Here is a 21,367-nt window from a genome sequence, read left to right on the forward strand (position 1 = left end):
CTCGGTGTGGTGACCGGCTGTGTGGTCACCGTTGGGGTTCAGAGGCGGCGGCCGTGGTGGTTGCCGTCGTGGCCGCCGCGGTGGTGGCGGCCCCAGGAGGCGTCGTCGATGAACCGGCCGTGGTCGTTGCGGAGGGTGGCGGTGTCGGAGCGGTTGTCCCAGACGTAGTTGCGGCGGTCCTGGTAGACGTCGCGGTAGGTGTCGCGGCCGATGCCGGTGTGGACGCGGACGGTCGAGCGGCCGTCGAGGCGGTAGTGGTTGAAGGTGTAGGTGTGGCCGTCCTCGTCGGACAGGGTCCAGCCGTCGAGGTTCACGCTGCGGCGTGAGGTGTTGGTGACGTCGATCCACTCCCGGTTCAGGGAGTAGTTGGAGCGGTCGTCGTAGCCCGGGGAGTCGGCCTGCACGTCGCTGATGACCACGCCGGAGCGGTATGCGGCGGCCTGGTGGGGGCTGGTCTGCGCGGAGGCCGGCAGCGCCGCGGCACCGAGTGCGGCGCCTGCGGCGAGCGTGGCGGCGGCGATACGGGGGATCGAACGAGAAGACATGAGCACTCCCCTGAGGTGCAAGCCCAACCAAGTGGCCGATGCGGAGCGGCCGGAGATGAGCGGTGTGCGGATCCCGGCTGGTGCCGAGGACCACAGCTTGGCCGCCCGTCGGACTCGATGGGAGATGCGCCGTTTCATGTTGCTGTATACGGACATTTCCGTGACGGTCACCTGCAGTACTCAGTCAAGGGTGCAGGCGGTGACGCCCAGTTCGCGGGAGGGTGCATCCACCCGATGGCCATTGGGGTGGAAGCGGTTTCTAGCTCCCCGCGCGCCCCGACCGCGCCACCTTGCTACTTCCCAGCTGAGCCTGCTCCGGCGAGTAACAGGCGAAAGTGGGCGATTTTCGAACATCGGTGCAGCAATTGATGGTGTGTACGGTTATCCAAGCTGCACCACGGGCTCTGTTGCCTTTGCCCCGCAGCCGCGAGCACCAGCCCCGCCCCCACACGCCGAGGTTCCCACGCGGACCTCGGCGCCACTGATGCCCGACGACCTACAGCGCCTTAATGCTGCAGCTGTCATACGTCCATCTGGTTGACGAACCCGAGCGACATCAGCCCCTCGCTGGCACACAGCCGGTCGGACGCCCCGCCCGCGGTGGTCTGCAGGAGCTGATACGCGGCGCCGAGCTGGTGTCCCCAGTGCATTGCCGCACGCCACAGGGCACGGCCGTACCCGTGCCCGCGGTACTGCGGCAACACGCCGAAGTACTGGGGCAGCAGCCGCGCGGCGCCACGGGGGTCAGCCATAGTCTCCATCGGGCCGATGACGCCTGCCACGCGCTTGTCATGCAACACCGTCAGGACAGGGCCGACAGTTCCAGCCCTCATCTGCTCGTAGAGGAATGCGAAGCCGTCCGCTGCCATCGCCTCCGCGAACTCCCCGAACCGAGTGTCCTCAGGCAGCCGCTTGTACTCGTGGACCGGTACGCCCGGAGCTGGTCCAGGTCCGTGAGTGAAGTCCTTGAGCTGGACGCGGGTACCCCCCGCACCCCATGCGTGGGCATCTGGCCGGTCAGGGCCGTCGAACCACACGATCCGCGCCTTTGCAGCGCCGTGGGCGACCGCGAGCTTCCGGGCCAGGTCGGCGCCGTGCGACCGACTGCCTGGCTCCGTCCCGTACAGGTGGAACTTGACCGTGCCCGCACCGCGGTCGTTGAGAGTGGGGATCAGGGTCTCGCTCCCTTCGTGCTCGATGGCGTCGGCCAGGACGCGCTCGGTCTTCGTGTCAGACCAACGGCGGTCCTTGTCGTACGGGAGGAACTGGCCGGTTCCAGCGGTCTCGACGACGGCCTCGAAGAGGTCGTGCAGCGGGTCGTCGGGCCGGACGGGGCCGAGAGTCGGAACGTACGGCACGGGCATCAGGGGCTCGATCAGGTCCCAGGAGAAGCGCATGGCCGCACGCTACTCACGTCGACCAGGCGCCGCAGGCCCCGGCACGAACGCGCCGGGGCCTGTTGTTTCACGACCGGATCAGGCGCAGATCAGGTCAGTGGGGGTTGTGTCGCCCGCCGTGCGAATGCACTTCGCGCTGTCCATCACGGTGTCCGCGTCGGCGACCGCGGGGACCCGATGCCGAAGCTGCAGTTCGCTCCTGACGCGACCGTCCGCGACGTGACCATGGCCGTCAAGCGTGAGTGAACACCGGCCATCGAGCAGATGGCAGCCGCATTCGCCTTGGCGTTCGTCACTCTCGCCGAGGCGTAGACGACAGCACAGCGCGGTGTCGACCGCTGACATGCTGCGCGCACTGGTGTTGCATTTCGAGGAGGGTGACCCACGAAACTGAGGTGATCTCGCGCGCGTTTTGGTGCTTTCCTAGGCAAGCGTCTCCGGCTCCAGATAAGTCCGGCGCCCGTCACTCCGGACGCGCCGAGGTCCCCGATGATCACGTGGTTGGTTCCCCGGAGCCCATCCGGCCCAACAAACCCGCCTTCACAATCATCGAACACCGCAGTCACGTCTCCCAGCAGTCCACCGCGGCCGCACACCGGCTGTGCCTTCCTGCCGACTCCGAACCCACCAACACCGAGGCACAGCCGAAGGAGCGCCGGCATCACGAGGGCACGCGGCCGGGAGCTCGTTGCTTCCCCAGAGACATCGGCAGCGGCAGGCCGGTCTGGGCGCTTCCCCCTGCCGTACGCACGTACGGCTTGAGCCGGGAGTGCGCAGCCGGGTCCCGACGTCCGTAGTCCCGTTGTCCTCTTCGAAATGTGGTGCGGTTCTCAACGTTCGACGTAGTCGACGGTTTGCATCATGCCGAGGTCTTCGTGGTGCAGTTGGTGGCAGTGGGCGATGGTGCGGCCGGTGAAGTCCTCGTACCTGACCAGGAAGGTGACGGACTCTCCGGGGGCGCCGCCGGCCAGGCCGATGGTGTCGCGCCAGACGGGTGGGTCGAGCCGTCGGCCGTTGCGGTGGGTGAGCAGGACCTGGTTGGTGTGCAGGTGGAAGGGATGGCTGTGGGCCGGCATCGTCTCGTCGGTACGGACCGTCCAGCGTTCGACGGTGCCCAGACGCAGGGTGTGGTTGGTGTATTCGGGGTCGAAGAGGCCGTAGGCGGGGTCGCGGGTGAGGTCGCCTTCGGGATCGGCCGCGGGCGTCGCATTGGTGCCCAGGACACGGAAGGCGTTCGGGAAAGCGCCGGCGAAGACTCTCTCATCGGTGTGGAAGACCACTTCACGCTCCGTGCCGGGGTCGGTGATGTCCTTTTCGTCGAGGAAGGGTCTGCCTGGCGGCAGCGAGGCTGGCAGCCCCATCGGCGGCTCGAGGGGTTCTCCCGCGACCTCGACCGTCATCAGGGGGCCAGGCAGCCCGTCGGCCCGTAGTTCGTAATGGCCGGGAGCTTCGCCCCGGACCAGGACGTCGGCGCGGTTGCCCATGGAAAGGTCCAGCAGGTCCAGCGCGACGGGCCTGGTGAGTGTGACACCGTCCTGTGCGATCTGGTGCATCGGCAGGTTGCCGCGGTCTGCGGCGACCTGGAGCCGCAGGGCGGTGAACGCGGTCGCGGCGACCAGCCGCCACCGCTGGACCTCGCCGGGACGCAGCCGCAGGGTGGGGTTGACCGTGCCGTTGACGGTGAAGGTAGAAGGGATCCCGGTCACCCAGCCGCCCGCGGTGAAAGCGGGGACCCTGCCGTCTTTGACTTTCAGTTCGTTGACGCACACGACGATGTCGGCGGCCGCCCTGATCTCAGGGACTTCGTCGACGTCACCCTCGACGACGATCACCCCGGTCATGCCGCCCACGATCTGCTCAGCGATGGCTCCGTGCAGGTGCGGGTGGTACCAGTAGGTGCCGGCCGGGTGCCCGGCCGGTACATCGACGGTCGTCACATACCGCGGCTCCGAAGTGCCGGCGGCGGCCTCGTCCGCGGCGCGTGGGGCGAACTCGCGCAGCACGTTGTCGGCGTCCCCGGACGGGGAGACGTGCATCCCGTGGGTGTGCAGGTTGAAGCTGTTGGGGCGGTGCGGCGTGTTGTGGTCACCGGTGTGGGGCGGGTTGGGCGGCAACCCATTGACGTGCGTCAGCCGCAGAGTCTGCCCACCGCGCACACGCAGGGTCGGACCCGGGATCGCCCCGTTGTAGGTACGCGTGGTGACCCGACCGTAGCCCGGTACAAAAACCTCCGTAAACCGGACATCGAGCGTCTCCTCCACCACCAGCGGCGCAGAACTGGGCACCGGTCGCAGAACCGGCGCGGCAGGCTGCGGGAAAGACACCGGTACGGCCCCCGCGCGCCGCCGGGCCGTCAGGATCTCGCCCGGCGCAGCCGCGAGAACCGCGACGGGAAACGCCGCCAGCACCGACCGACGACTCACTCCCTCGCTTTCTCCCATACCGGAGCAATCTAAATCAACGTGCCCCAGGGAGCCCGGACGGCACACCGGAACATCACCCGCACCACACCGGCGTTATCAACGACCCCCGAACACCCACAGGGCCTGCGAACACGACGGCCAGGCGCAGTGGTGCGGAGGTGTCCCGGCCCAGTACGGTCTGCCGTACCAGTGGGCTGGGTCGGCTCGGCGCGATCACGATCAGCTCCGCGGTGCACGCGCCGTCGGCTCCGTAGGAAGAAAGGAGCCCCGGTCTGCACCTCCTTGCGGCAGTACGTCACGACTCCACGCGAGCGGGATGCCCGTCGAAGCCGGGCAGGCTGCTGAGAGCCGCCTACGCCGTCCTGAGCCATCGCCTGCCAAGGGGCGCGACTGAGGCCAGCAGATCCACAATGGTGGTGTCGCGGGCGGCCGGCAACGGAGCTCGGCGGCCGGCCCTGAGCGCGGGCGTCTTCTCGGCGACGAGCACAGCAAGCGCCAAGCCGCACAGACCGTGCTCGGCCGGATGGCCGCACCCGACGTTGTGGCCCGCGCTGTCGCATTCTTCGCGGACGAGGACAGCGGCTTCGTCACGGGCACCATCGCCGCGGTCAACGGCGGCGGCACCTGGGAGTGACCTCTCCCTAGACAGACCGTCCGAGCGGTAGGCCGCCCCACCCGACCCGCCGCGGAGAGTGGCACGGGCGTAGTCGCATCCGCGCTATGGAACATGCACAGTACATAACGTTGCAATCCATCCGAATCTTAGGAGTCGCCCCATGGCCGCCACACGCCATGCCCTGGTCGTACAGGCCGGTGAAGCAGCCGGAGCCGCGCTCACCGACGGCGCGTTCGAACTGCTGGCTGACGGAGGCGCGGTCAGCGCCAGCCGGCTCACCCTCACCGCCGGCGCCGACGGAGCACCGCCCCATCACCACAAGCTCTCCCACGAACTCTTCTACGTCCTGGACGGAACGATGCTCTTCCGTCTCGGCGACACCCTCACCACCGTGAGCAAGGGCGGCCTGGTCGTCATTCCGCCCGGCCTGCCCCACGTCTTCGGGGCAGCGGAAGGCGCGAGTGCCGACGTCGTCGTCGTGCTCAGTCCCGGCATCGAACGCTTCGGCTACTTCGAACAGCTCGCCGCCATCAGCCGCGGCGAAGTCGAATTCGCCTCACTCCTGCCCGAACAAGACCGCTACGACGTCCACTTCGAAGAGCTCCCGGACTGGCGGACACCCCCGACGCCGTAACGCCACCCGCAGCGCCACCGAAGCCAGCCAACCGGCACGTCCGCATGCTTTCGCGGGCGACCGCGGAGGGCAGGACGGGTCACCGGCGCCGATCCGCCCGCCCGGCGCCGGCAGCGGGGCAGCCGGCCCGGTGCAGCGCCGATCAGCCGCAGGCACCCTGGCCGTGGCCAGGCGTGCTCACCACGCCTCGGCTCCCCAGCCGTGCCACTCGACAAGACGAGAGTTCGCCACATCGACCTCGTCCAGACCCGTCCAGAGCCCTCCCTGCGCATGATCTCGGCCAGCTCGCGCAGACTGAACGCCGCTCCCACAGCCTCGCCGTCCACATGCACCTGACGGCCCTGCCCTCTGGCCAGCGCACTGACCCCGACCAGGCGCCCGACCGAACTTGGTGGCCATGCAGTGCCGGGCCCGCACGGCCAGCAACTCGTTGCGGGGAAGCTCGACAGCACCGGCTATGACTCCGTCACCGGGATGCGGTGCTGCTCACGCGTGGCCCCTGACCGGCGGCGAGAGCGGCCAGCCCGTGAAGTTCCTCGCCCCGGACAGCATGTGACGCCTTCCCGGAACAGTGTGTCCACTTCATCCGCGAGGGCGGAACGCGCAGCACTCCCTCACCCACTCGGCCGGCCGCGACGCTGTCACAGGGCGCGCAAGCCCCGGTCGGTAAAAGCAATGAGCCATTCGAAGCTCTTGTCGATGTCGGTGCTCCACTTGAAGCCGCCTGCCGCTTCGAGGGTGGCGAAGCCGTGGCACAGGCTGCGAAACATGCGCAGGGCGTGGTCCATGTCGGATTCGTCGATCCCGTAGCTGCGCAGAACGGCCCGGAACGCATCGAACAGCCGTTGCGTAGCAAGGGCCATCGGGTCGCCTGGACCAGTGGGTTCCATGCCGGTCGTCGCGGCGTAGCGGCCGGGGTGCGTGATGACGAGGGTGCGGAAGGCGTGCAGCGCGGCGGCCAGGGCGTCACGGCCCGCGACTCCCTGGACTGCGGCGCCGACGGCGTCGGCGGCCTGGTTCGTCGCCAACACCGCGATGCGCCGCACGAGATCCTCTAGCCCGCCCACATGTTTGTACAGGGACGGCGTGCGCACGCCCAGGCGCTCGGCCAGCAGCCCCATGGTCAGGCGGCCCAGGCCGACCTCGTCGGCGAGGTCGGCGCCGGCCGCGGCCACGGCAGCGGAGTCCAGGCCCGCCCTAGGCATTGGCGGCGTCCGTTCGTAGGAAGGAGAGCATGAGCGAAACCACCTGCTCAGGGTACTGGTCGTGCGGGTAGTGCCCGGCGCCTTCGATGATTTCGAGGCGGCCGAGGCCGGTGGGCAGGTCCTCGACGATCGCGGCGCCTTCGGCGTGCGGGTCGGCCCAGTCGGGATCGTCTGCCCCCATCACGACCAGGACCGGGCCGCGCACGTTGCCGAGCTGGTCACCGGCATCGGCGGGTGTGGTGCGGCCCATGCCCTGCAGTGCCTTCATCCGGCCCGGCTCGCGCAGCATCGCCTCCACGCGGCCGACCCGCTCGTCGAAGTCAGCCGGCTTCACCCCGGGGTAGGCCACCTCCAGATAGGAGCGCCACGCCGGAACGCTGCCCAGCATGATGGCCCGCATCAGCCGCAGCATGCCCTGGCGCACGCGCTTGCTGCGCAGATCGCCCAGGCCCATCGACTGCTTGCGGGTGAATGGCGCCAGCTCAACCACCGCGGTGACCAGCTCCGGCTCCCGCGCCGCGGCGATGGTTGCGGCACCGCCGGAGATCGAGTGGCCGACGAGTACCGCCGGGCCGCCCAGGTGCCGGATCACGGCGAGCAGATCGTCGGCGATGGCGGTGCGGCTCCAGTCCGGCCAGTTGGCGCTGGACTCGCCGCAGCCTCGCAGGTCGACGGTGGCGACCCGGTAGCCCGCCGCGATCAGCTGCGGGGCGACGGCACGGTAGGCGGCGCGGTGGTCACCCATGCCGTGCGCAAGGACGACCAGCGGGCCGGAGCCCGCCACTTCGTAGGCGATCGTGCCGCCGTCGATGGCGAGGTGTTCGGTCATGACGTCTCCCAAAGGTTGGATAGCCACATCAGCCAAGTGGCTACTATGGTTAGCTAGAAGCTAGTGTCATTAGCTTGCGGTGTCAATGTGGAGGCCGGCCTCGCCGTCGCGCCCGCGCCTATGCCGCAGCACACGCGAACCTGGTACCGTCGGCCCCGGCGGTCTTCGGTGGAGACAACTTCCCCGTCGGGGTGTGCATGGACAGCCACCGGCGAGTGGCCAGGAGGGCGACTCAGAGCACCGAACGGCGCGCCTCCGGGGAAGCCCAGGCGTAATCTCGCGCTGGGTCGCTGTCAGGAGCCCGCATGAAGGCCGTGGCGGATCTCGATCCGGATGGCGCCCGGCCTGCGAGCTGTCGCAGTAGCGGAACTCTCGCCCACAAGAAGGCCGGCGACGCGCTGCCGTCCAGACCGTGTGAACTCATCGTCCAGGGCGAGAAACTGGGCATATGGACGGCCGGGCGACGGGCCGGGCGGGAGCGCTGATGCCTGCCCAGCAGTGGCTCCTGGAGACGGCCGGCGTCACTCTGGCACCACGGCAGAGTGACTGTCGTGCACACGGCGAAGCGCGTCACCGCCAGGTTTCAGCGAACTCCGGGCACAAGTGCCTCGCGCCCGATCCGGTCCTTCCAGGTGGCGATCGCGGTGGTGATTCTCGCCCTCCAGCGTGCTGGCGGGACTCCTCGGCTGCTCGGTCTCGTGGGACACATCCCGCCCCGAGCTCAACGTGCCCTCCGTCTTCGACGTCTCGCGTGATGCCGAGGCCAGCTCAATGTTGGGGTTCGGCATCGAGGAGCAGTCCGGGGGCAAGGATCGGGCCATTGCACGGTCGCCTCTGATGCGACGGACCTCAGGAGCGTCGCCGTCCTGAAAATCGGAACCCCAGGTCGATGGTGCGGCTGTGGACGGGGAGCCGGTCATGACGACCTTCCAGGTTGCGCTCCGGTGGGGTTGCCCGGCGCACTGAGCAGCCAGCGCCAGCGCGGTTGTTCGGTGACTGCCACGGTCAGGCACAGCACGGTCGCTGCTGTGGCAGCCCACCAGGGCCAGAGCGCCCACGTTGCCGCTGTGGCGGCTGCGAGCTGCATCAGCACCAGGAGGATTGTCACGATGCCGGGCACCAATACGGGCGTGCCGCCGCCGGGCCTGTCGCCCGGCGTACTGAAGACCGCGGGCAGCCCGATCAGTATCACCACGGCGCCGATCGCCAAGGCTATCGAGTGCGGCCACAGGGCCCAGGGAGCGCCCACCCACGCGATGAGTTCGGTGACGAATCGCAGTGCCCCTCGGGCATAGGCGTTCTGGGACGGATTCTTGTCGATCACAGTAGTGGCTGCCTGTCGTTTCTCAGTTCGTGGGCGCTGTGGGCCTGGGGGTTGGCGTGGTGGCCTGGAGTCCTTGGTCGATGAAGGTGATCATCCAGGTGAAGCTGTGGTCGGCGCCTGTGTCGTGCTGGATGCCGCCTGCGATTTCGAGGTTCGAGAACCCGTGCAGCATGATGCGCAGCATCCGCAGGGCGTGGACCTCGTGGGCGGGGTCCAGGTTGTATCCGCGCAGCACGGCCGACAGGGAGCTGAGCGCCGGTTGCTGGCTGGGATGAACGGGTCGTCGGGTCCGTCCGGGCGGTCACTGTTGACTGCCGCGTACCGGCTGGGATGTTCTTGCACGTATGTGTGCATGGCCTGCGCGTCGGTGAGGGCGTCGCCGCCTGCGCGGCCCTGCGTCGCGGATGGCGTCGCCGAGCCCGGTCGCGGCCAGGATGGCGATCCGGTGGGCGAGGTCGGCCTGGCTGGTGGCGTACCGGGTGCGCTGGGAAATAGGTGGTCGGATCGCGGGGCGAGCCGTCCGTCGGCGCAGCGCGTAGCGCGTACCTTCTGCATCGCCATGGTGGCGACGGCGATGGCAGTGAGGAGCACGGCCGCCGACGTGCAGGCGACTGCGGTCTGCTGCAGTCCGTAGACCGTGGTGGTGATCCCGGCGGCGACCGCGGGAATGGCGACGGCGAGGTGGGCGACAACATAGACGCTGGTGACCGTGCCCGCGCGGCGACTGGGTGGTGCCAGTGCGATCAGAACCTTGAACAGACCCGGGTATGCCGGTTCCCATCCGATGCCTGCGACGGTACCGCCGAGGAACAGGGGTAGTCATCGGTGGATCTCTTCTGGTGGTTCGGGCGGCTGCAGGCGGGGCCGCTGTGACGAGGCGGGTGGGCGGGGCGACGCCGCGGCGTCCATGACGTAGGCCGTGTTCATTCGGTCGCGACGGGTCGGTGCTCCGCGACAGCGGAATCGGCAGCCGGGCCAATCAGCGGCCGGGCAGGTTGTTCAGCGGCGCGGAGCGGCGCTCCAGGAGCTCGGCGTAGGTGCCGTCCCGTTCGGCCCAGCGAAGCGGCAGCGCGGCCTCGGCAATGATCTCGCGGGTCGTAGGCTCCACGGCCAGCAGCTCCATCACCTCATCGAGGTAAGCGTCGATCGGCACGGCCGCCGGGTTGAGCTTCGCCATCGCCGGGGTCGCGACGGCCGGCGGCACGAGCTCGGCCACCTCCACGCCGGTCCCGGCCAGGTGCGCCCGCAGCGACTCGGTGTAGGAGTGGACCGCGGCCTTCGTGGCGCCGTAGGTGGCCATGAGCGGGAAGGGCAGGAACCCGATTCCCGAGCTCACCGTGATGATCGTTCCGGTGCCGCGGCCGATCAGATGCGGCGTGAAGGCGTCGATCACCCGGACGGTACCGAGCAGGTTCGTGGCGACCATGTTCTCGGCGTCGGTGATGTGCGCGGGGTCGCGCAGGTCTTCGGTGAGCAGGACTCCGGACATCGTGACGACGACGTCGAGGTCGGGGTGCGCGGCGAGCACTTCGTCGCGGGCGCGCAGGACCGAGGCGGGGTCGGTGACGTCGATCTGAACGGACTGCAGGCCGTCCCGTGGCTCAGGCCGGCGCCCGCCGACAACGACCGTGTTGCGGTCCTTCGCGAACCGGAGCGCGAGTTCGAGCCCGATGCCAGAGGTGCCACCGACGACGAGCACTGTGCGATGGGTGAGCTTCACCAGAGCCTCCTGTAACGTTCGGTAGCCGTCCAGCGACTACCGGTTCTTCCACAACCAGGCTCGCTCACATGCTTTGGAGCTAGAAAGGCCCTGCCGATCCGGGGTGTGCCAGGCCCCCCTCTGCGACCGTCGGCCGCGGCTACCGTGGGAGGTATGGCTCGAGACGACGCGAACCGGCTGGGCGAGTACCTGCGCGCCCGCCGCGACCTGGTCACGCCGCAGCAGGCCGGCATCCCCGGTGGCGCAAACCGGCGCGTCCCAGGGCTGCGCCGCGAGGAGGTCGCGATGCTTGCCGGTATCAGTGCGGACTACTACCTGCGGCTGGAGCGCGGCAGGGATCACAACCCCTCCCCGCAGGTGCTCCAGGCCATCGCCCGTGTCCTGCACCTCGACGGCCTGGAAACCGAGTACCTGCTCGGACTCAACGTGCCCCGCCCGCCGGCCCGCCGCAAGCAGCGCACGCCGCGCCTGCCCGCCCGGTTGCACCATCTGTTGGCGGCCGTGGACGTGCCGGCGTTCGTCGAGGACCGGTACTTCGACGTCCTGGCCTCCAATCGGCTCGCGATGGCGCTGTCGCCGCGGCTGCGGCCTGGCGGGAACCGGCTGCGCTCCCTGCTGCTCGACCCCGAGGAACGCCACTTCCAACACGACTGGGAGGCTGCGGTCGTCGACTCCGTCGCGGCGTTTCGCCGTTCGGTGGACGACAGCATCACCGACCAGCGCTCAGTCGAACTCGTCGGCGAGCTGTCCTTGGCCAGCGACCGCTTCCGCACCCTGTGGGCACGGCACGACATCAAAGCGCTCGGCTACACCAGCACCGTCAACCATCCGGTCGTTGGCGAACTGCACCTCAACCGCGAGAAGCTCGCCGTCGGAGACCTGCTGCTCGTGCTCTACTACCCGGACCAGGACAGCGACGCCGCCGAGAAGCTCCAACTGCTGACCTCCCTGGCCCCCGCCGGCGGGCAGCGGCCCGCTGCGGCCGTCGACCCGCTCACAGGCCGCGACGTCGACGCCTGCCACCAATCGCAGGGCAGTCGGGGCCGACGCGGACCGTGACTCCCTGCTCGCTCCGACCGTTGCTGAGGCGGTCACACGCGGGCGACTTCCTCAAGGTGCGCAGGGCGGTCCTGGCCGGCACCGGCTTCCGCGCCGATCCCCCCGCGCACGCCGAGGCCCAGGAGTTCGTCGGGCTCCCCGTGGTCGGACACACCCTCGTCGACCCCGCCGCTACCACCTGGACACCGCCCACCCTGGCCGTCCTGTACCCGGACGAGATCATGTACTACCCGAAGGCCTTCACCTCAGGCAGCCGCGCGGTGCTGCGCTCGATGTTCCTCGACGCGATCGAGGCGCGCGCCTTCGTGTGTGGGGTGGCACGGCGCTCTGGGCATCGAGTGCGTCGGCCAGCGCCGTGGTCAGTACGTCGAGCGTCAGAGTGGACAGCCGGGCGGTGTCAGAAGAGCTGCCGGACTCCGGTGGTGTTCAAAATGCGTTCCAGGAAGGGGGGTGGGTTGTCGAGGTGCAGCCGTATGTTTCGCGCGGTGGTTTTGCGGTGGATGGTCAGCAGGGTGGAGAGGCCCATGGAGTCGCAGAACTGGAGTTCGGCGCAGTCGAGGTGCAGGTCGCTCAAGTCTGGCTGTGCTGTGAGGCATTGGTCGGCGTGCTGGAGGAGTTCGTCGCTGGTCTCCCAGTCGAGTTCGCCGACGATGTGGAGGTGTGCGGTGCCCGGGCCGGCTTCAGCGGTGAGGGTGTAGGAGGAGTGGGGCAGGGCGGTCATGCGGGGGCTCCGGGGTGTGTTCCGGCTGGTGCGGGTGTGTTGTCCAGGGCGAGGCGGGCCTGGTCGATCAGCCGGGTGGATCGGGGGAAATCTTTGAGTTCGGTTGCCAGAGTGTTCAGGGCGGGGTGCAGGGACTGGGCGGGGACGTGGCGGGCGGCGAGGATGTCTGCGGTCCAGGTGATGAACGTGGTGAAGAGGTCGTCGTCATCGGTGTAGAGGGCGACGGTCAGGAATTCGACGATGTGGGCGATGTCTTCAGCGGTGCGTTCGCGCTGTTGTGGGGTGTAGGCGGCCATCGCGGGAAAGGTGCTTTCCAGCTGTGTGAGGACTTCCTTGACCAGTTGCCCCTGGGCCCGGGCTACGAGGGTGTACTCCTGGTCGGCGAGGTGGGGCAGGTCGTCGATCTGCTGTCGTGCGGCGGCGAGGTCCGGGGCAGGGATGCCGTCGGCGAGTTGCCGGGCTGCGGCGCGTGCGTCGGGGGCCCAGGCGTTGGCGCCGAGCAGACGGGCGTAGCGGCCGTTGGTTCCGAAGGCGGCCCCGCCGGCGAGAACGGGTACGCCGATGGCCTGGCAGGCGGTGATCGCTGCGTGGGCGGCGGGCAGTCGGCTGGGGATCGAGGAGGAGAGTGCGACCGCGTCGGCGCCGCTGTTGTGGAGGTGGGCGATGAGGTGGGGGGTGGGTACCTGGGCGCCGAGGAAGTCGACTTGCCAGCCGCGCAGGGTGAGGACTTCGGCGAGGAGGCGGGCGGGCAGGGCGTGCCACTCCTGGTCGACGCATGCGACGGTGATGCGGCCCTGGGTGGGCGGGGTGCGGGTAGCGGGGTGGTGGGCGAGGGCGGCGATGATGCGTTCGGTGATGGCGCTCGCCGCGTGTTCCTGCGCCACGCTCATGCGGTTGGCGGCCCACTCCGTGCCGACTCTCGCCTGTATGGGGGCGATGGCATCCAGCAGGATCGTTTCCGCGCTCAGGCCGTCTTCCAGGGCGGCGAAGACGATGTCCGCGGCGCGGTATTCGTCACGGCTGGTCACTGCGGTCCACAGCAGGCCTTGCAGGGCCTGGATGCTGACCGTGTCGGGGTCGTGCCCTTTCACGCGGTGTACCTGCCTCGGGTGTGGCCGTTGACCGCGCTGAGCCGGGTCGTGCGGGGGGCGCTGATCGCGACGACGGCCATGTCGTCGTGGCCGGCATGGCGCAGCCACTGGGAAGCGAGCATCTGGATGTGCTCGACGACTGCCTCCGCAGGCATGTCGGAGCACTCCGAGAGGGCTCGTTTCAGGCGCTCTTCGCCGAACATCTCGTCGCCGCGCGGTCCGCCGCGGGCCTCGGTGAATCCATCGGTGTAGAGCAGGCACGTCTCGCCTGGTTGCAGGATGACGTCGGCGGAGTGCACCGCAATCGTTTTGAGGGCTCCGATCAGGGTGCCGTGGGTGGGAACCTCCTCCACGCTGCCATCCGTACGGACCACGAGGGGGACGGGGTGGCCGGCCGAGGTCAGGTGCAGCCGCACATGGCTGTCGATGCGTTGCACCGAGGCCATCACAAGAGTCGCGAAGCGAGCATGGTGGGACGTCAGAAGGGCGCCGTTGAGGAGGTCGAGCATCCGCCCGTGATCGTCAGCCATCGGCAGGAGCGCCTGCAGGGTGTTGCGGATCTTGCCGGTCAGGACCGCCGCGTCCAGGCCCTTGCCGCACACGTCGCCCAGGACCACCAGTGACGCGTCGGCCGGGGAACCGCCGGGGTGGACGTCGTAGAAGTCTCCGCCCACCCGTTCCCTGGCACCGGCCGGCCGGTAGCCCCCGGCGATCTCGACCCCGTTGAGTCGCTGCAGTCGAGGGGGCAGCAGATCCCGCATCAGAGTCTGCGTGATGGCGCTCTGCTCGCTGTAGAGGAGAGCTGCCGACAGGGCCGCGCCGGCGCGGGCGGCGAACAGCCGGGCGAAGAGCTCTTCGTTCTCACTGAACGTGGCGTGGTCCGCTGCGCGCAGCAGGATCAGGGCTCCGGCAGGTACGCCGTGGCCGGGCAGGGGAGTCACGACGACGGACCCGATCGTCCCGCGCAAACCGTGGGGGATGATCCAGTCGGGCAGTGTCGTGGGATCGATCCAGCGTGAGGCCACCGGGGGGAACCCTTGCAGCGCCTCGTTGAGGCCTGGGACCTGAGACGGGTCGGCTGCGATCAGGGTACGGGTGACGTCCTGGCCCGCGATCGCGGTCGCGACGGGCAGCTTCCTGGAGGATGACGGGGTGACGACGATCGCCACGTCCGCGAGATGTTCGGCGGCCAGCCGCGCGGTAACGGCCATGCACCGCTCGGCGTTCAACGAGGCGAGCAGGACATTGGACGCCTCCGCGAGGAATCTTGTGCGTTCGCGCTCGGCGGCGAGTGCATCTTCGGCGAGCCGACGGTCGGTGTCGTCGACCAGCCACCACACCACGCTTCCGTCCTGCCCCCGGGTGGGGTACGCCTCGAAACTGTGTTCCGCGATCCGCCCTGATACCGGACCAGGAACCTCGACGTCCTGGTGATCGCGGGCCACCTGCCTACTTACGACCGCGTCCTGGTGGGCGTGCGCCAGCCAGTTCGGAACCGCGTCCGACATGCTGGCCCCCGGTACTGCGCTCTCCAGCAGAAGGGAGGCGGCGGGGTTCACTTCCACGACACTGCCTGCCGCGTCGGCCATGATCACGGGGTAGGGGGCCAGAGCCCACAGCCCGGCCGTGCAGTGCTGCTCGGTTTTGGTAACGCAGATGCCCTCGGTAGAGGCCATGTAGAGGGCCCGCCTGGGGCGAACCGCACCACCCTTCCCGCTGGAAAAATAATTGCCTTGCGGCAAGCATCGACCAGTCGGGGCGTCGATAGCAACCTACCCCCGCGGGCGACCGGCCCCGGGGGGTGTGCAGCGACGCTTTACTCACAGCGCAGATTCGAAACCTTCACAGGAAGGTCATACGGCTGGGATCCGGGGATGAGCAGGTCGACCGTGCCAGTCCAGACACACCACCAGGGAGTCGTCCACGGCCGGGCCGGAGCCGCGGTATCCGAGCAGTTCCTCCAGCATCGCTCTCGGCACCTGCGAGGCGGGCAGCAGGCGCGTACTTGTGATGGATCCGGCCAACGCGCGCAGGCTGTACTTCTCACCGCCCGGTGAGAGCGCGTCGTAGACGCCGTCGCTGATGAACAGCAGACGGTCTCCCGGTTCGACGTGAAAGTGCTGAGCGACGTAGACGGTGTCCTCGAACATGCCCAGCGGCAACTGCGCTTCCAGCTCGATGGCCTCAATCGTTCCTCTGCGTACCCGCCATACGCGCGGTGAACCGGCGTCGATGATCTCCACGTCGCCGGTCGGGAGGTGGAAGCGGAGCAGCAGCGTCGACAGGTACTGGCTTCCTCGGTGCTGCCCGTAGACGGCCTGATCGGCCAGATAAGCCTGATCGGCCAGGTCCAGTCCGGCCCTGCGGGCGTTGCGCAGGGCATTGATCCCGAGGTTCGTGAGCAGCGCGGCGTCGATTCCCTCGCCCATGCCGTTGCTGACGGTCACATAGAGGTCATCGGTCGAGGCCGACCAGTCGAAGCTGTCGCCGAAGATCGCGTATGCGGGTTCCAGCTGTGCGCCGATGCTGTACTCGGGCCGAGCGCATGAACGTCCCGGCAGCAGCTGCCACTGCATCTCAGCGGCCAGTGTCAGCCGCTCAGCTCGGCGCGCCTGCAGGAACAGATCGGTGTCCCGCTCTGCGACGACCACCTCGTGTGCCAGCGCGTCGGCGCACTCCTGGAGCTCCTCCAGGACGTCTTTCGCGACTCTGTCCTCACCTTCCTCCCCGGCCGGCAGGATGACGCTCAGGATTCCCAGCCGGTCCCCGCGGACGCTGACCGGAAGGTGAGCCGTCACCGTGGATGCCGATCCGTCGTACACGCAGTACGGTTCCTGGGCGCCGAACGCGCGGCCCGGAGCACTCGCGTGCGCGGAGACCGGGGGGCGGGTGGTGGGCAGTATCCCGACGGGCTGCAGCTTCGTCATGGCGTAGTCGGCCATCAACAACTCCACCCTCCGGGCTCGATGGCGGCGCTCGATCAGGCTGCGGATCACGTCGAAAATCTGATGGGGCGCGGCCTCGCGCAGGGAACGCTCGACCGTGCTGGGTCTGTCCACCGGTGCCGCTCCTTCTTTCCTTGACATATCTTCATCTGAGCGACTGTCGGTATCGACCAGCCGGAACGAGCACAAAAGGCTCACGCGGGAGTGTCACATGCGCAAGGCCCCCACCTCCCTCAACCAGCACGTCTCCCCCGCCGTGCCCGAGATCGGCCTTGTCCTCGAGCTCCTCGAAATCGCCTGGGAGCGCGGCCGCGGCACGCTCAGCACCGCGCCGCTCTCCACCGCTCAGACCCGCGTGATGTACATCATCGAACGCGAACCCGGCATCAATCTGAGCATGCTGGGCCGCCACCTTTCGGCAGCCGCGCCGTCCGTCACCCGCCTCTGCGACCGCCTCCAAGCAGCCGGATATCTCCGCCGAACCCCACGCCCCGAGGACCGCCGCGAAATGCAGCTGGAGCTCACCGACAGCGGCGTGGCACACCTGCACGATCTCAGGCTCCGCCGGGAACAGGTACTCCACCAGGCCATGAACCGCATGACTCCCGACGCACAGCACGCCCTCGCCACCGGACTGAGCGCACTGTGCGAGGCCGTCAGCGAACCCGCCATCGCGATCGACCGCGAGGAAACCGCCTGAGTCACGGCTGCCATGGTCGGGTCTGTCAAACAAGCCGTGCGGCTGAGGCTGTGAGGCCTCTATGGGTTTGGCCGAGGAAATCCGGGTGCGTTCTTGTTCGTGACGAGGTCGGCATTGCCGGTGCCCGAGCTGCCGCGGGATGACGTGACGGGCTTTTCTCGACCTAGAGTAGGAGGGGTGCCTTCCGGATGTGTGGGAGCGGCGACCTGTGCTCTTCGGAGGCCGTGGCGCACTCGTGGTCCTGGGACCGAAGCGCTCACCTCTGCACACGAACAGCCCACGCGCGGAAGAACACGACGACGGCGCAGCGGGTATGTCGACCGCTGACATCCTGCGCGCGCTGGCGCTGCATTTCGAGGGGGGTGACGCACAGGACTGAGGTGATCTCACGCGTGTCTCCTCGGTGCGCCCGGAGTGATTGGCGCCGAACTGTTCCCGATGAGCACGTAGTTGGAGCCGCAGAAGCCGTCCTGCCCGACCAATCCGGCTTCACAGCCACCGGACACCGCGGTCACGTCTCCGAGCAGTCCGCCGCGGCCGCACACCGGCTGCGCCTTCCATCCTGCCCCAACTCGCCGACACCGAGGCCCAACACACCAGGAAGGTGACGGGCTCTCCGGGGGCGCCGCCGGCCAGGCCGATGGAGTCGCGCCGGACGGGTGGGGCGAGCCGTCGGCCGTCGCTGTGGGTGAGCAGGACCTGGTTCTGGCTCGATGTCCGGGACACGGCTCACCCTGTGATGGAGGCTCGGAAGTGGTACCGGTCGCCGCGGAAAGCAGCCGCGGTGAGTTCGAGGGGCTGCGCGTTCTGGTTGAAGGCGAGCTGGGTGGCGACGAGTACGGGAGTCGCGTCGGTGATTTCCAGCAGTCGGCGCTCTTCCGCCGTCGGATGCCGTGCTTCCACGGAGTAGTCCGCGACCTTGGGTAGTTGTGGCGGGTCGGCACGGCGGAGAGTGGCGAAGAGCGTGTCTTTGGTGAAGTCCGTCTCTGCTAGCCGCGGGCACAGTGCGAGAGGGAGTCGGTTGTGTTCCAGGACCACGACGATGTCGTCCAGATAACGCAGTCGGCGCATCTCGAAGAGGGCGGCTCCCGGACCGACCCGCAGCAGTTCGGACTCCTGAACCGTGGCAGGTCGGACTCTGGTCTCCAGGACTGAGTCCCGCAGTCGCAGTCCCTGCTGTTCCGCGTAGTCGGCGAAGCCCTGTACCGACTGGCCCGCGGCCGAAGCCGACGACGACGGCTGCGACGGCGGGGCGACGCGTTCGTAGCCCTCGGCGAGGAACCACCCGCGGGCGGGCGAGGACTCGATGACCTCGCGCTCCGCGAGTTCGTTCAGGGCGGAGCGAAGGGTGACGCGCGAGACGCCGTACCGGGTCGCCAGTGCTCGCTCCGACGGAAGTCGGTCTCCCGGGCGGGCGCCTTTCTCGGCGATGTCGTCCAGTAGGCGTCCGGCGACCTGGGTGTACAGCGGCAGAGCGTCTCCGCTCAGCAGCCCTTGCGGGAGACCGTGATCCGAAGAAGACATACCAGATGTATACCAGTTTCGATCAGACCAGTTGAATACCAGTAACAGACCATTGACGGCCATTCGCGAGGCCAGTACCGTTCCAGTCACGTTTTCGAAGGCGCACCGACAGATGCGGCTGGCGCACTTCGTTGACCCCTGGAGTGATCATGTGGAACCCCTTGGATGAAGTGGTACGCCGCCAGAAGGCTGGCGAACCGCACGGCATCACCTCCGTCTGCTCGGCCCATCCGCTGGTCATCGAGGCAGCAGTCCGCCAGGCCCTGGCTTCGGGAGGCACTGTCCTCATCGAGGCGACCTCCAACCAGGTGGACCAGTACGGCGGCTACACCGGTATGCGGCCCGAAGACTTCCGCGAACTGGTGCACGGCATTGCCGCCGAGCACGGACTACCGCTGGACCGGGTCGTTCTGGGCGGAGACCACCTGGGACCCAACCGGTGGCGTTCACTGCCCTCGCGAGAAGCGATGGCCGAAGCGGACGGTCTCGTCGCGGCATACGTCCGGGCAGGCTTCACGAAGATCCATCTGGACTGCAGCTTCGCCTGCGCCGACGACGTGGCTCCGCTGACCGACGACCTGGTCGCCGAGCGCACCGCACGCCTGGTGCATGTGGCCGAGACCGCCGCAGGCGGCTCCGTGAACGCCCTTCGTTATGTCATCGGAACCGAGGTTCCGGTGCCGGGAGGGGCGCACGAAACGCTGGAAGGCATGGCTGCCACCAGCCCGCAGGCCGCCCGCCTGACCCTGGAACACAACCGTCGCGCCTTCGAGAGGCATGGCGTGGCCGGAGCCTGGCCTCGGGTCATGGCCCTGGTCGTACAGCCCGGCGTGGAGTTCGATCACCTCCAGGTGTTCGACTACCGGCGTGAGCGGACGACTGAGCTGCGCACGGTGCTGGCCGACGAGCCCGGCATGGTCTTCGAGGCCCACTCGACCGACTACCAGACGGTGGACGGACTGGCCGCCCTGGTGGAGGACCACTGGGCAGTGCTCAAGGTAGGGCCCGGACTGACGTTCGCTCTGCGCGAGGCGCTGTTCGCACTGGCCTCCATCGAGGACGAACTCGTCGCAGCCGAATCCCGGTCGCAGCTGAGCAAGGTGGTCGACCGCCGCATGCGGGACAAACCTTCCTGGTGGGAGGGGTACTACGAGGGCACAGCTGACGATCAGCGGTTGGCCAGGCGTTACAGCTACAGCGACCGCATGCGCTACTACTGGCCCGACCCTGAGATCGCCGCCGCGCAGGACCGTCTGTTCACCAACCTCTCAGGCCTCGACATTCCGCTGCCTCTGCTGAGCGCCTACCTCCCCGGCCAATACCGGCGCGTCCGGACCGGTGCCCTCTCTGCAACACCCCGGGACCTGGTCGTCGACCGCGTCCGTGACGTCCTGCGCGACTACGACCGTGCGTGTGGAACCCATGACAAGGAGTACGAGTGAAGACCACCACCCAGAATCTGGTGCCTCAGGGCAGCGGGGCCGACCACACCGCCGCGGAGATCATTCAACAGCCCGGCGTGTGGCATGAGGTCGGCGCGATCGTCGCCGGTGAACGCGACTCCCTGGACGCCTTCCTCGGCCCCTTGATCGCTGACAAGGACCTGCGGATCGTCCTGACGGGAGCCGGTACCTCGGCCTTCGCCGGAGAAGTGGTCCGAGCCGCGGTCGCCCGGGCGACCGGCCGACGCACGGACGCCGTCTCCACCACGGACATCGTCGCCGACGCCTACGCGTCCTTCCCTGAAGACGTTCCCACGCTGCTCGTGTCCTTCGCCCGATCCGGGGACAGCCCCGAGAGCGTCGCAGCGACCCGGCTGGCGGAGCAGGTCCTGACGCGCGTGAACCACCTCGTCATCACCTGCAACAGCGCCGGACAGCTGGCCCGGCTCCACAGCGAAAACACCTCGTCCCACGTCCTGCTCATGCCCGCCGCGGCGAACGACCAGGGCTTCGCCATGACGTCGAGCTTCACCAGCATGCTTCTGGCGTCCCTGCTCGCCCTGGGCGCGCTCACCACAGGCGCCATCGACGGCGCGGCAGCGGCGGCCGAGCACATCACCGCGGGCGGCCTCGACCGGCACATCGAGGCACTGCTGGCCCGTGAGCCCGAGCGCGTGGTGTACCTCGGCAGCAGCAGCACTCTGAAGGGGCTGGCCCAGGAGTCCGCTCTGAAGCTGCTGGAGCTGACCGGAGGCGCGCTCGTCGCGTCCTCGGAGTCCTCCCTCGGCTTCCGCCACGGCCCCAAGTCCGTGCTCAACGACCGCACCGCCGTCGTCGTGTACGTGTCGAACGACCCGTACACGCGCCGCTACGACCTCGACATCCTCGCCGAACTCCGCGCAGGACTTCCAGAGGGCAGCGTCGTGGCCATCACCGCGTCACCCAACGGAGTGCCCGGCGACGACACCTGGCTGCTCCCCGGGCTCGCCGACGCCGACGACACCGTCCTCGCCCTTCCTGCGGTGGTGTGTGCGCAGCTCATCGCACTGCGCTCGTCCCTGGGTCAAGGCATACGGCCCGACAACCCGTTCCCCTCCGGAGAGGTGAACCGCGTGGTGCAGGGCGTGACCGTGCATCCGCTCCCCCAGCGACGCGACGACGTCGCGTAACAGCGTTCAGACAAAGCCGAGCG

Annotated in this window: 18 protein-coding genes and 1 pseudogene; 6 read left to right on the top strand and 13 right to left on the bottom strand. The window is 68.6% G+C overall.

The features are described from left to right. Positions 1–38: 38 nt before the first annotated feature. The 3 genes from ACFV2J_RS20245 to ACFV2J_RS20255 form a co-directional block, all read right to left on the bottom strand. Positions 39–545, bottom strand: coding sequence for a lamin tail domain-containing protein (locus tag ACFV2J_RS20245; RefSeq protein WP_385439830.1), 507 nt, complete (start codon positions 543–545; stop codon positions 39–41). Positions 546–1,066: 521 nt separating this feature from the next. Then, positions 1,067–1,942, bottom strand: a complete 876-nt coding sequence (locus ACFV2J_RS20250) for a GNAT family N-acetyltransferase (RefSeq protein ID WP_385085308.1) — start codon at positions 1,940–1,942, stop codon at positions 1,067–1,069. Between the two features lie 830 nt (positions 1,943–2,772). Further along, a complete protein-coding gene (locus ACFV2J_RS20255; RefSeq protein WP_385085306.1) occupies positions 2,773–4,098 on the bottom strand; it encodes a multicopper oxidase family protein in 1,326 nt (441 codons plus the stop codon). 670 nt (positions 4,099–4,768) lie between these two features. On the opposite strand from ACFV2J_RS20255, the gene ACFV2J_RS20260 reads away from it, so the two are divergent. Both ACFV2J_RS20260 and ACFV2J_RS20265 read left to right on the top strand, forming a co-directional pair. Next, positions 4,769–4,999 carry an SDR family oxidoreductase gene (locus ACFV2J_RS20260; RefSeq protein WP_385085312.1) on the top strand — a complete coding sequence of 77 codons (231 nt, stop codon included), beginning with the start codon at positions 4,769–4,771 and terminating at the stop codon, positions 4,997–4,999. Positions 5,000–5,141: 142 nt separating this feature from the next. Beyond that, positions 5,142–5,615 (top strand): cupin domain-containing protein, encoded by a 474-nt coding sequence (locus tag ACFV2J_RS20265; RefSeq protein ID WP_385085304.1) that lies wholly within the window; start codon positions 5,142–5,144, stop codon positions 5,613–5,615. 641 nt (positions 5,616–6,256) lie between these two features. Here the strand turns inward: ACFV2J_RS20265 and ACFV2J_RS20270 are convergent. The 5 genes and pseudogenes from ACFV2J_RS20270 to ACFV2J_RS20290 all read right to left on the bottom strand — a co-directional run bounded on the left by ACFV2J_RS20270 (position 6,257) and on the right by ACFV2J_RS20290 (position 10,693). Continuing rightward, positions 6,257–6,790 carry a WHG domain-containing protein gene (locus ACFV2J_RS20270; RefSeq protein ID WP_385085302.1) on the bottom strand — a complete coding sequence of 178 codons (534 nt, stop codon included), beginning with the start codon at positions 6,788–6,790 and terminating at the stop codon, positions 6,257–6,259. Between the two features lie 22 nt (positions 6,791–6,812). Then, positions 6,813–7,649 (bottom strand): alpha/beta fold hydrolase, encoded by an 837-nt coding sequence (locus ACFV2J_RS20275; RefSeq protein WP_385085300.1) that lies wholly within the window; start codon positions 7,647–7,649, stop codon positions 6,813–6,815. Between the two features lie 916 nt (positions 7,650–8,565). Continuing rightward, positions 8,566–8,973: a hypothetical protein gene (locus ACFV2J_RS20280; protein ID WP_385085298.1), complete on the bottom strand. Its 408-nt coding sequence runs from the start codon at positions 8,971–8,973 to the stop codon at positions 8,566–8,568. Positions 8,974–8,995: 22 nt separating this feature from the next. After that, positions 8,996–9,241, bottom strand: a pseudogene (locus tag ACFV2J_RS20285) (TetR-like C-terminal domain-containing protein); the annotation flags it as partial. Positions 9,242–9,952: 711 nt separating this feature from the next. Next, complete coding sequence (locus tag ACFV2J_RS20290) at positions 9,953–10,693, bottom strand: SDR family oxidoreductase (RefSeq protein ID WP_385085296.1); 741 nt, start codon at positions 10,691–10,693, stop codon at positions 9,953–9,955. Between the two features lie 153 nt (positions 10,694–10,846). On the opposite strand from ACFV2J_RS20290, the gene ACFV2J_RS20295 reads away from it, so the two are divergent. Further along, positions 10,847–11,752: a helix-turn-helix domain-containing protein gene (locus ACFV2J_RS20295; RefSeq protein WP_385085294.1), complete on the top strand. Its 906-nt coding sequence runs from the start codon at positions 10,847–10,849 to the stop codon at positions 11,750–11,752. Positions 11,753–12,149: 397 nt separating this feature from the next. On the opposite strand, the gene ACFV2J_RS20300 is transcribed toward ACFV2J_RS20295, so the two are convergent. From ACFV2J_RS20300 to ACFV2J_RS20315, 4 genes are all read right to left on the bottom strand, one after another. Continuing rightward, positions 12,150–12,473: an STAS domain-containing protein gene (locus ACFV2J_RS20300; RefSeq protein ID WP_385085292.1), complete on the bottom strand. Its 324-nt coding sequence runs from the start codon at positions 12,471–12,473 to the stop codon at positions 12,150–12,152. Then, the gene (locus tag ACFV2J_RS20305; protein ID WP_385085290.1) at positions 12,470–13,564 is read right to left on the bottom strand and encodes a B12-binding domain-containing protein; all 1,095 of its coding nucleotides are present in this window, start codon (positions 13,562–13,564) and stop codon (positions 12,470–12,472) included. Before ACFV2J_RS20305 ends, ACFV2J_RS20300 begins: the two co-directional genes overlap by 4 nt. Continuing rightward, positions 13,561–15,240, bottom strand: a complete 1,680-nt coding sequence (locus ACFV2J_RS20310; protein WP_385085288.1) for a SpoIIE family protein phosphatase — start codon at positions 15,238–15,240, stop codon at positions 13,561–13,563. The genes ACFV2J_RS20305 and ACFV2J_RS20310 overlap by 4 nt, the downstream gene beginning before the upstream one ends. 177 nt (positions 15,241–15,417) lie before the next feature. Further along, positions 15,418–16,623: a PP2C family protein-serine/threonine phosphatase gene (locus ACFV2J_RS20315; RefSeq protein WP_385085286.1), complete on the bottom strand. Its 1,206-nt coding sequence runs from the start codon at positions 16,621–16,623 to the stop codon at positions 15,418–15,420. A gap of 97 nt (positions 16,624–16,720) precedes the next feature. Between ACFV2J_RS20315 and ACFV2J_RS20320 the strand changes: the two genes are divergently transcribed. Continuing rightward, positions 16,721–17,209, top strand: coding sequence for a MarR family transcriptional regulator (locus ACFV2J_RS20320; RefSeq protein WP_385085284.1), 489 nt, complete (start codon positions 16,721–16,723; stop codon positions 17,207–17,209). A gap of 729 nt (positions 17,210–17,938) precedes the next feature. Here the strand turns inward: ACFV2J_RS20320 and ACFV2J_RS20325 are convergent. Continuing rightward, entirely contained in the window at positions 17,939–18,733 is a 795-nt protein-coding gene (locus tag ACFV2J_RS20325) for a GntR family transcriptional regulator (RefSeq protein ID WP_385085282.1), read from the bottom strand. A 149-nt stretch (positions 18,734–18,882) separates the two neighbouring features. Here ACFV2J_RS20325 and ACFV2J_RS20330 point away from each other — a divergent pair, with 149 nt between their 5' ends. Together ACFV2J_RS20330 and ACFV2J_RS20335 are read left to right on the top strand one after the other, a co-directional pair. Then, a complete protein-coding gene (locus ACFV2J_RS20330) occupies positions 18,883–20,175 on the top strand; it encodes a D-tagatose-bisphosphate aldolase, class II, non-catalytic subunit (RefSeq protein ID WP_385085280.1) in 1,293 nt (430 codons plus the stop codon). Beyond that, entirely contained in the window at positions 20,172–21,344 is a 1,173-nt protein-coding gene (locus tag ACFV2J_RS20335) for an SIS domain-containing protein (protein WP_385439840.1), read from the top strand. The genes ACFV2J_RS20330 and ACFV2J_RS20335 overlap by 4 nt, the downstream gene beginning before the upstream one ends. Positions 21,345–21,367: the final 23 nt, after the last annotated feature.

This window comes from Streptomyces sp. NPDC059668, assembly GCF_042734135.1.
Taxonomy (GTDB): Bacteria; Actinomycetota; Actinomycetes; order Streptomycetales; family Streptomycetaceae; genus Streptomyces.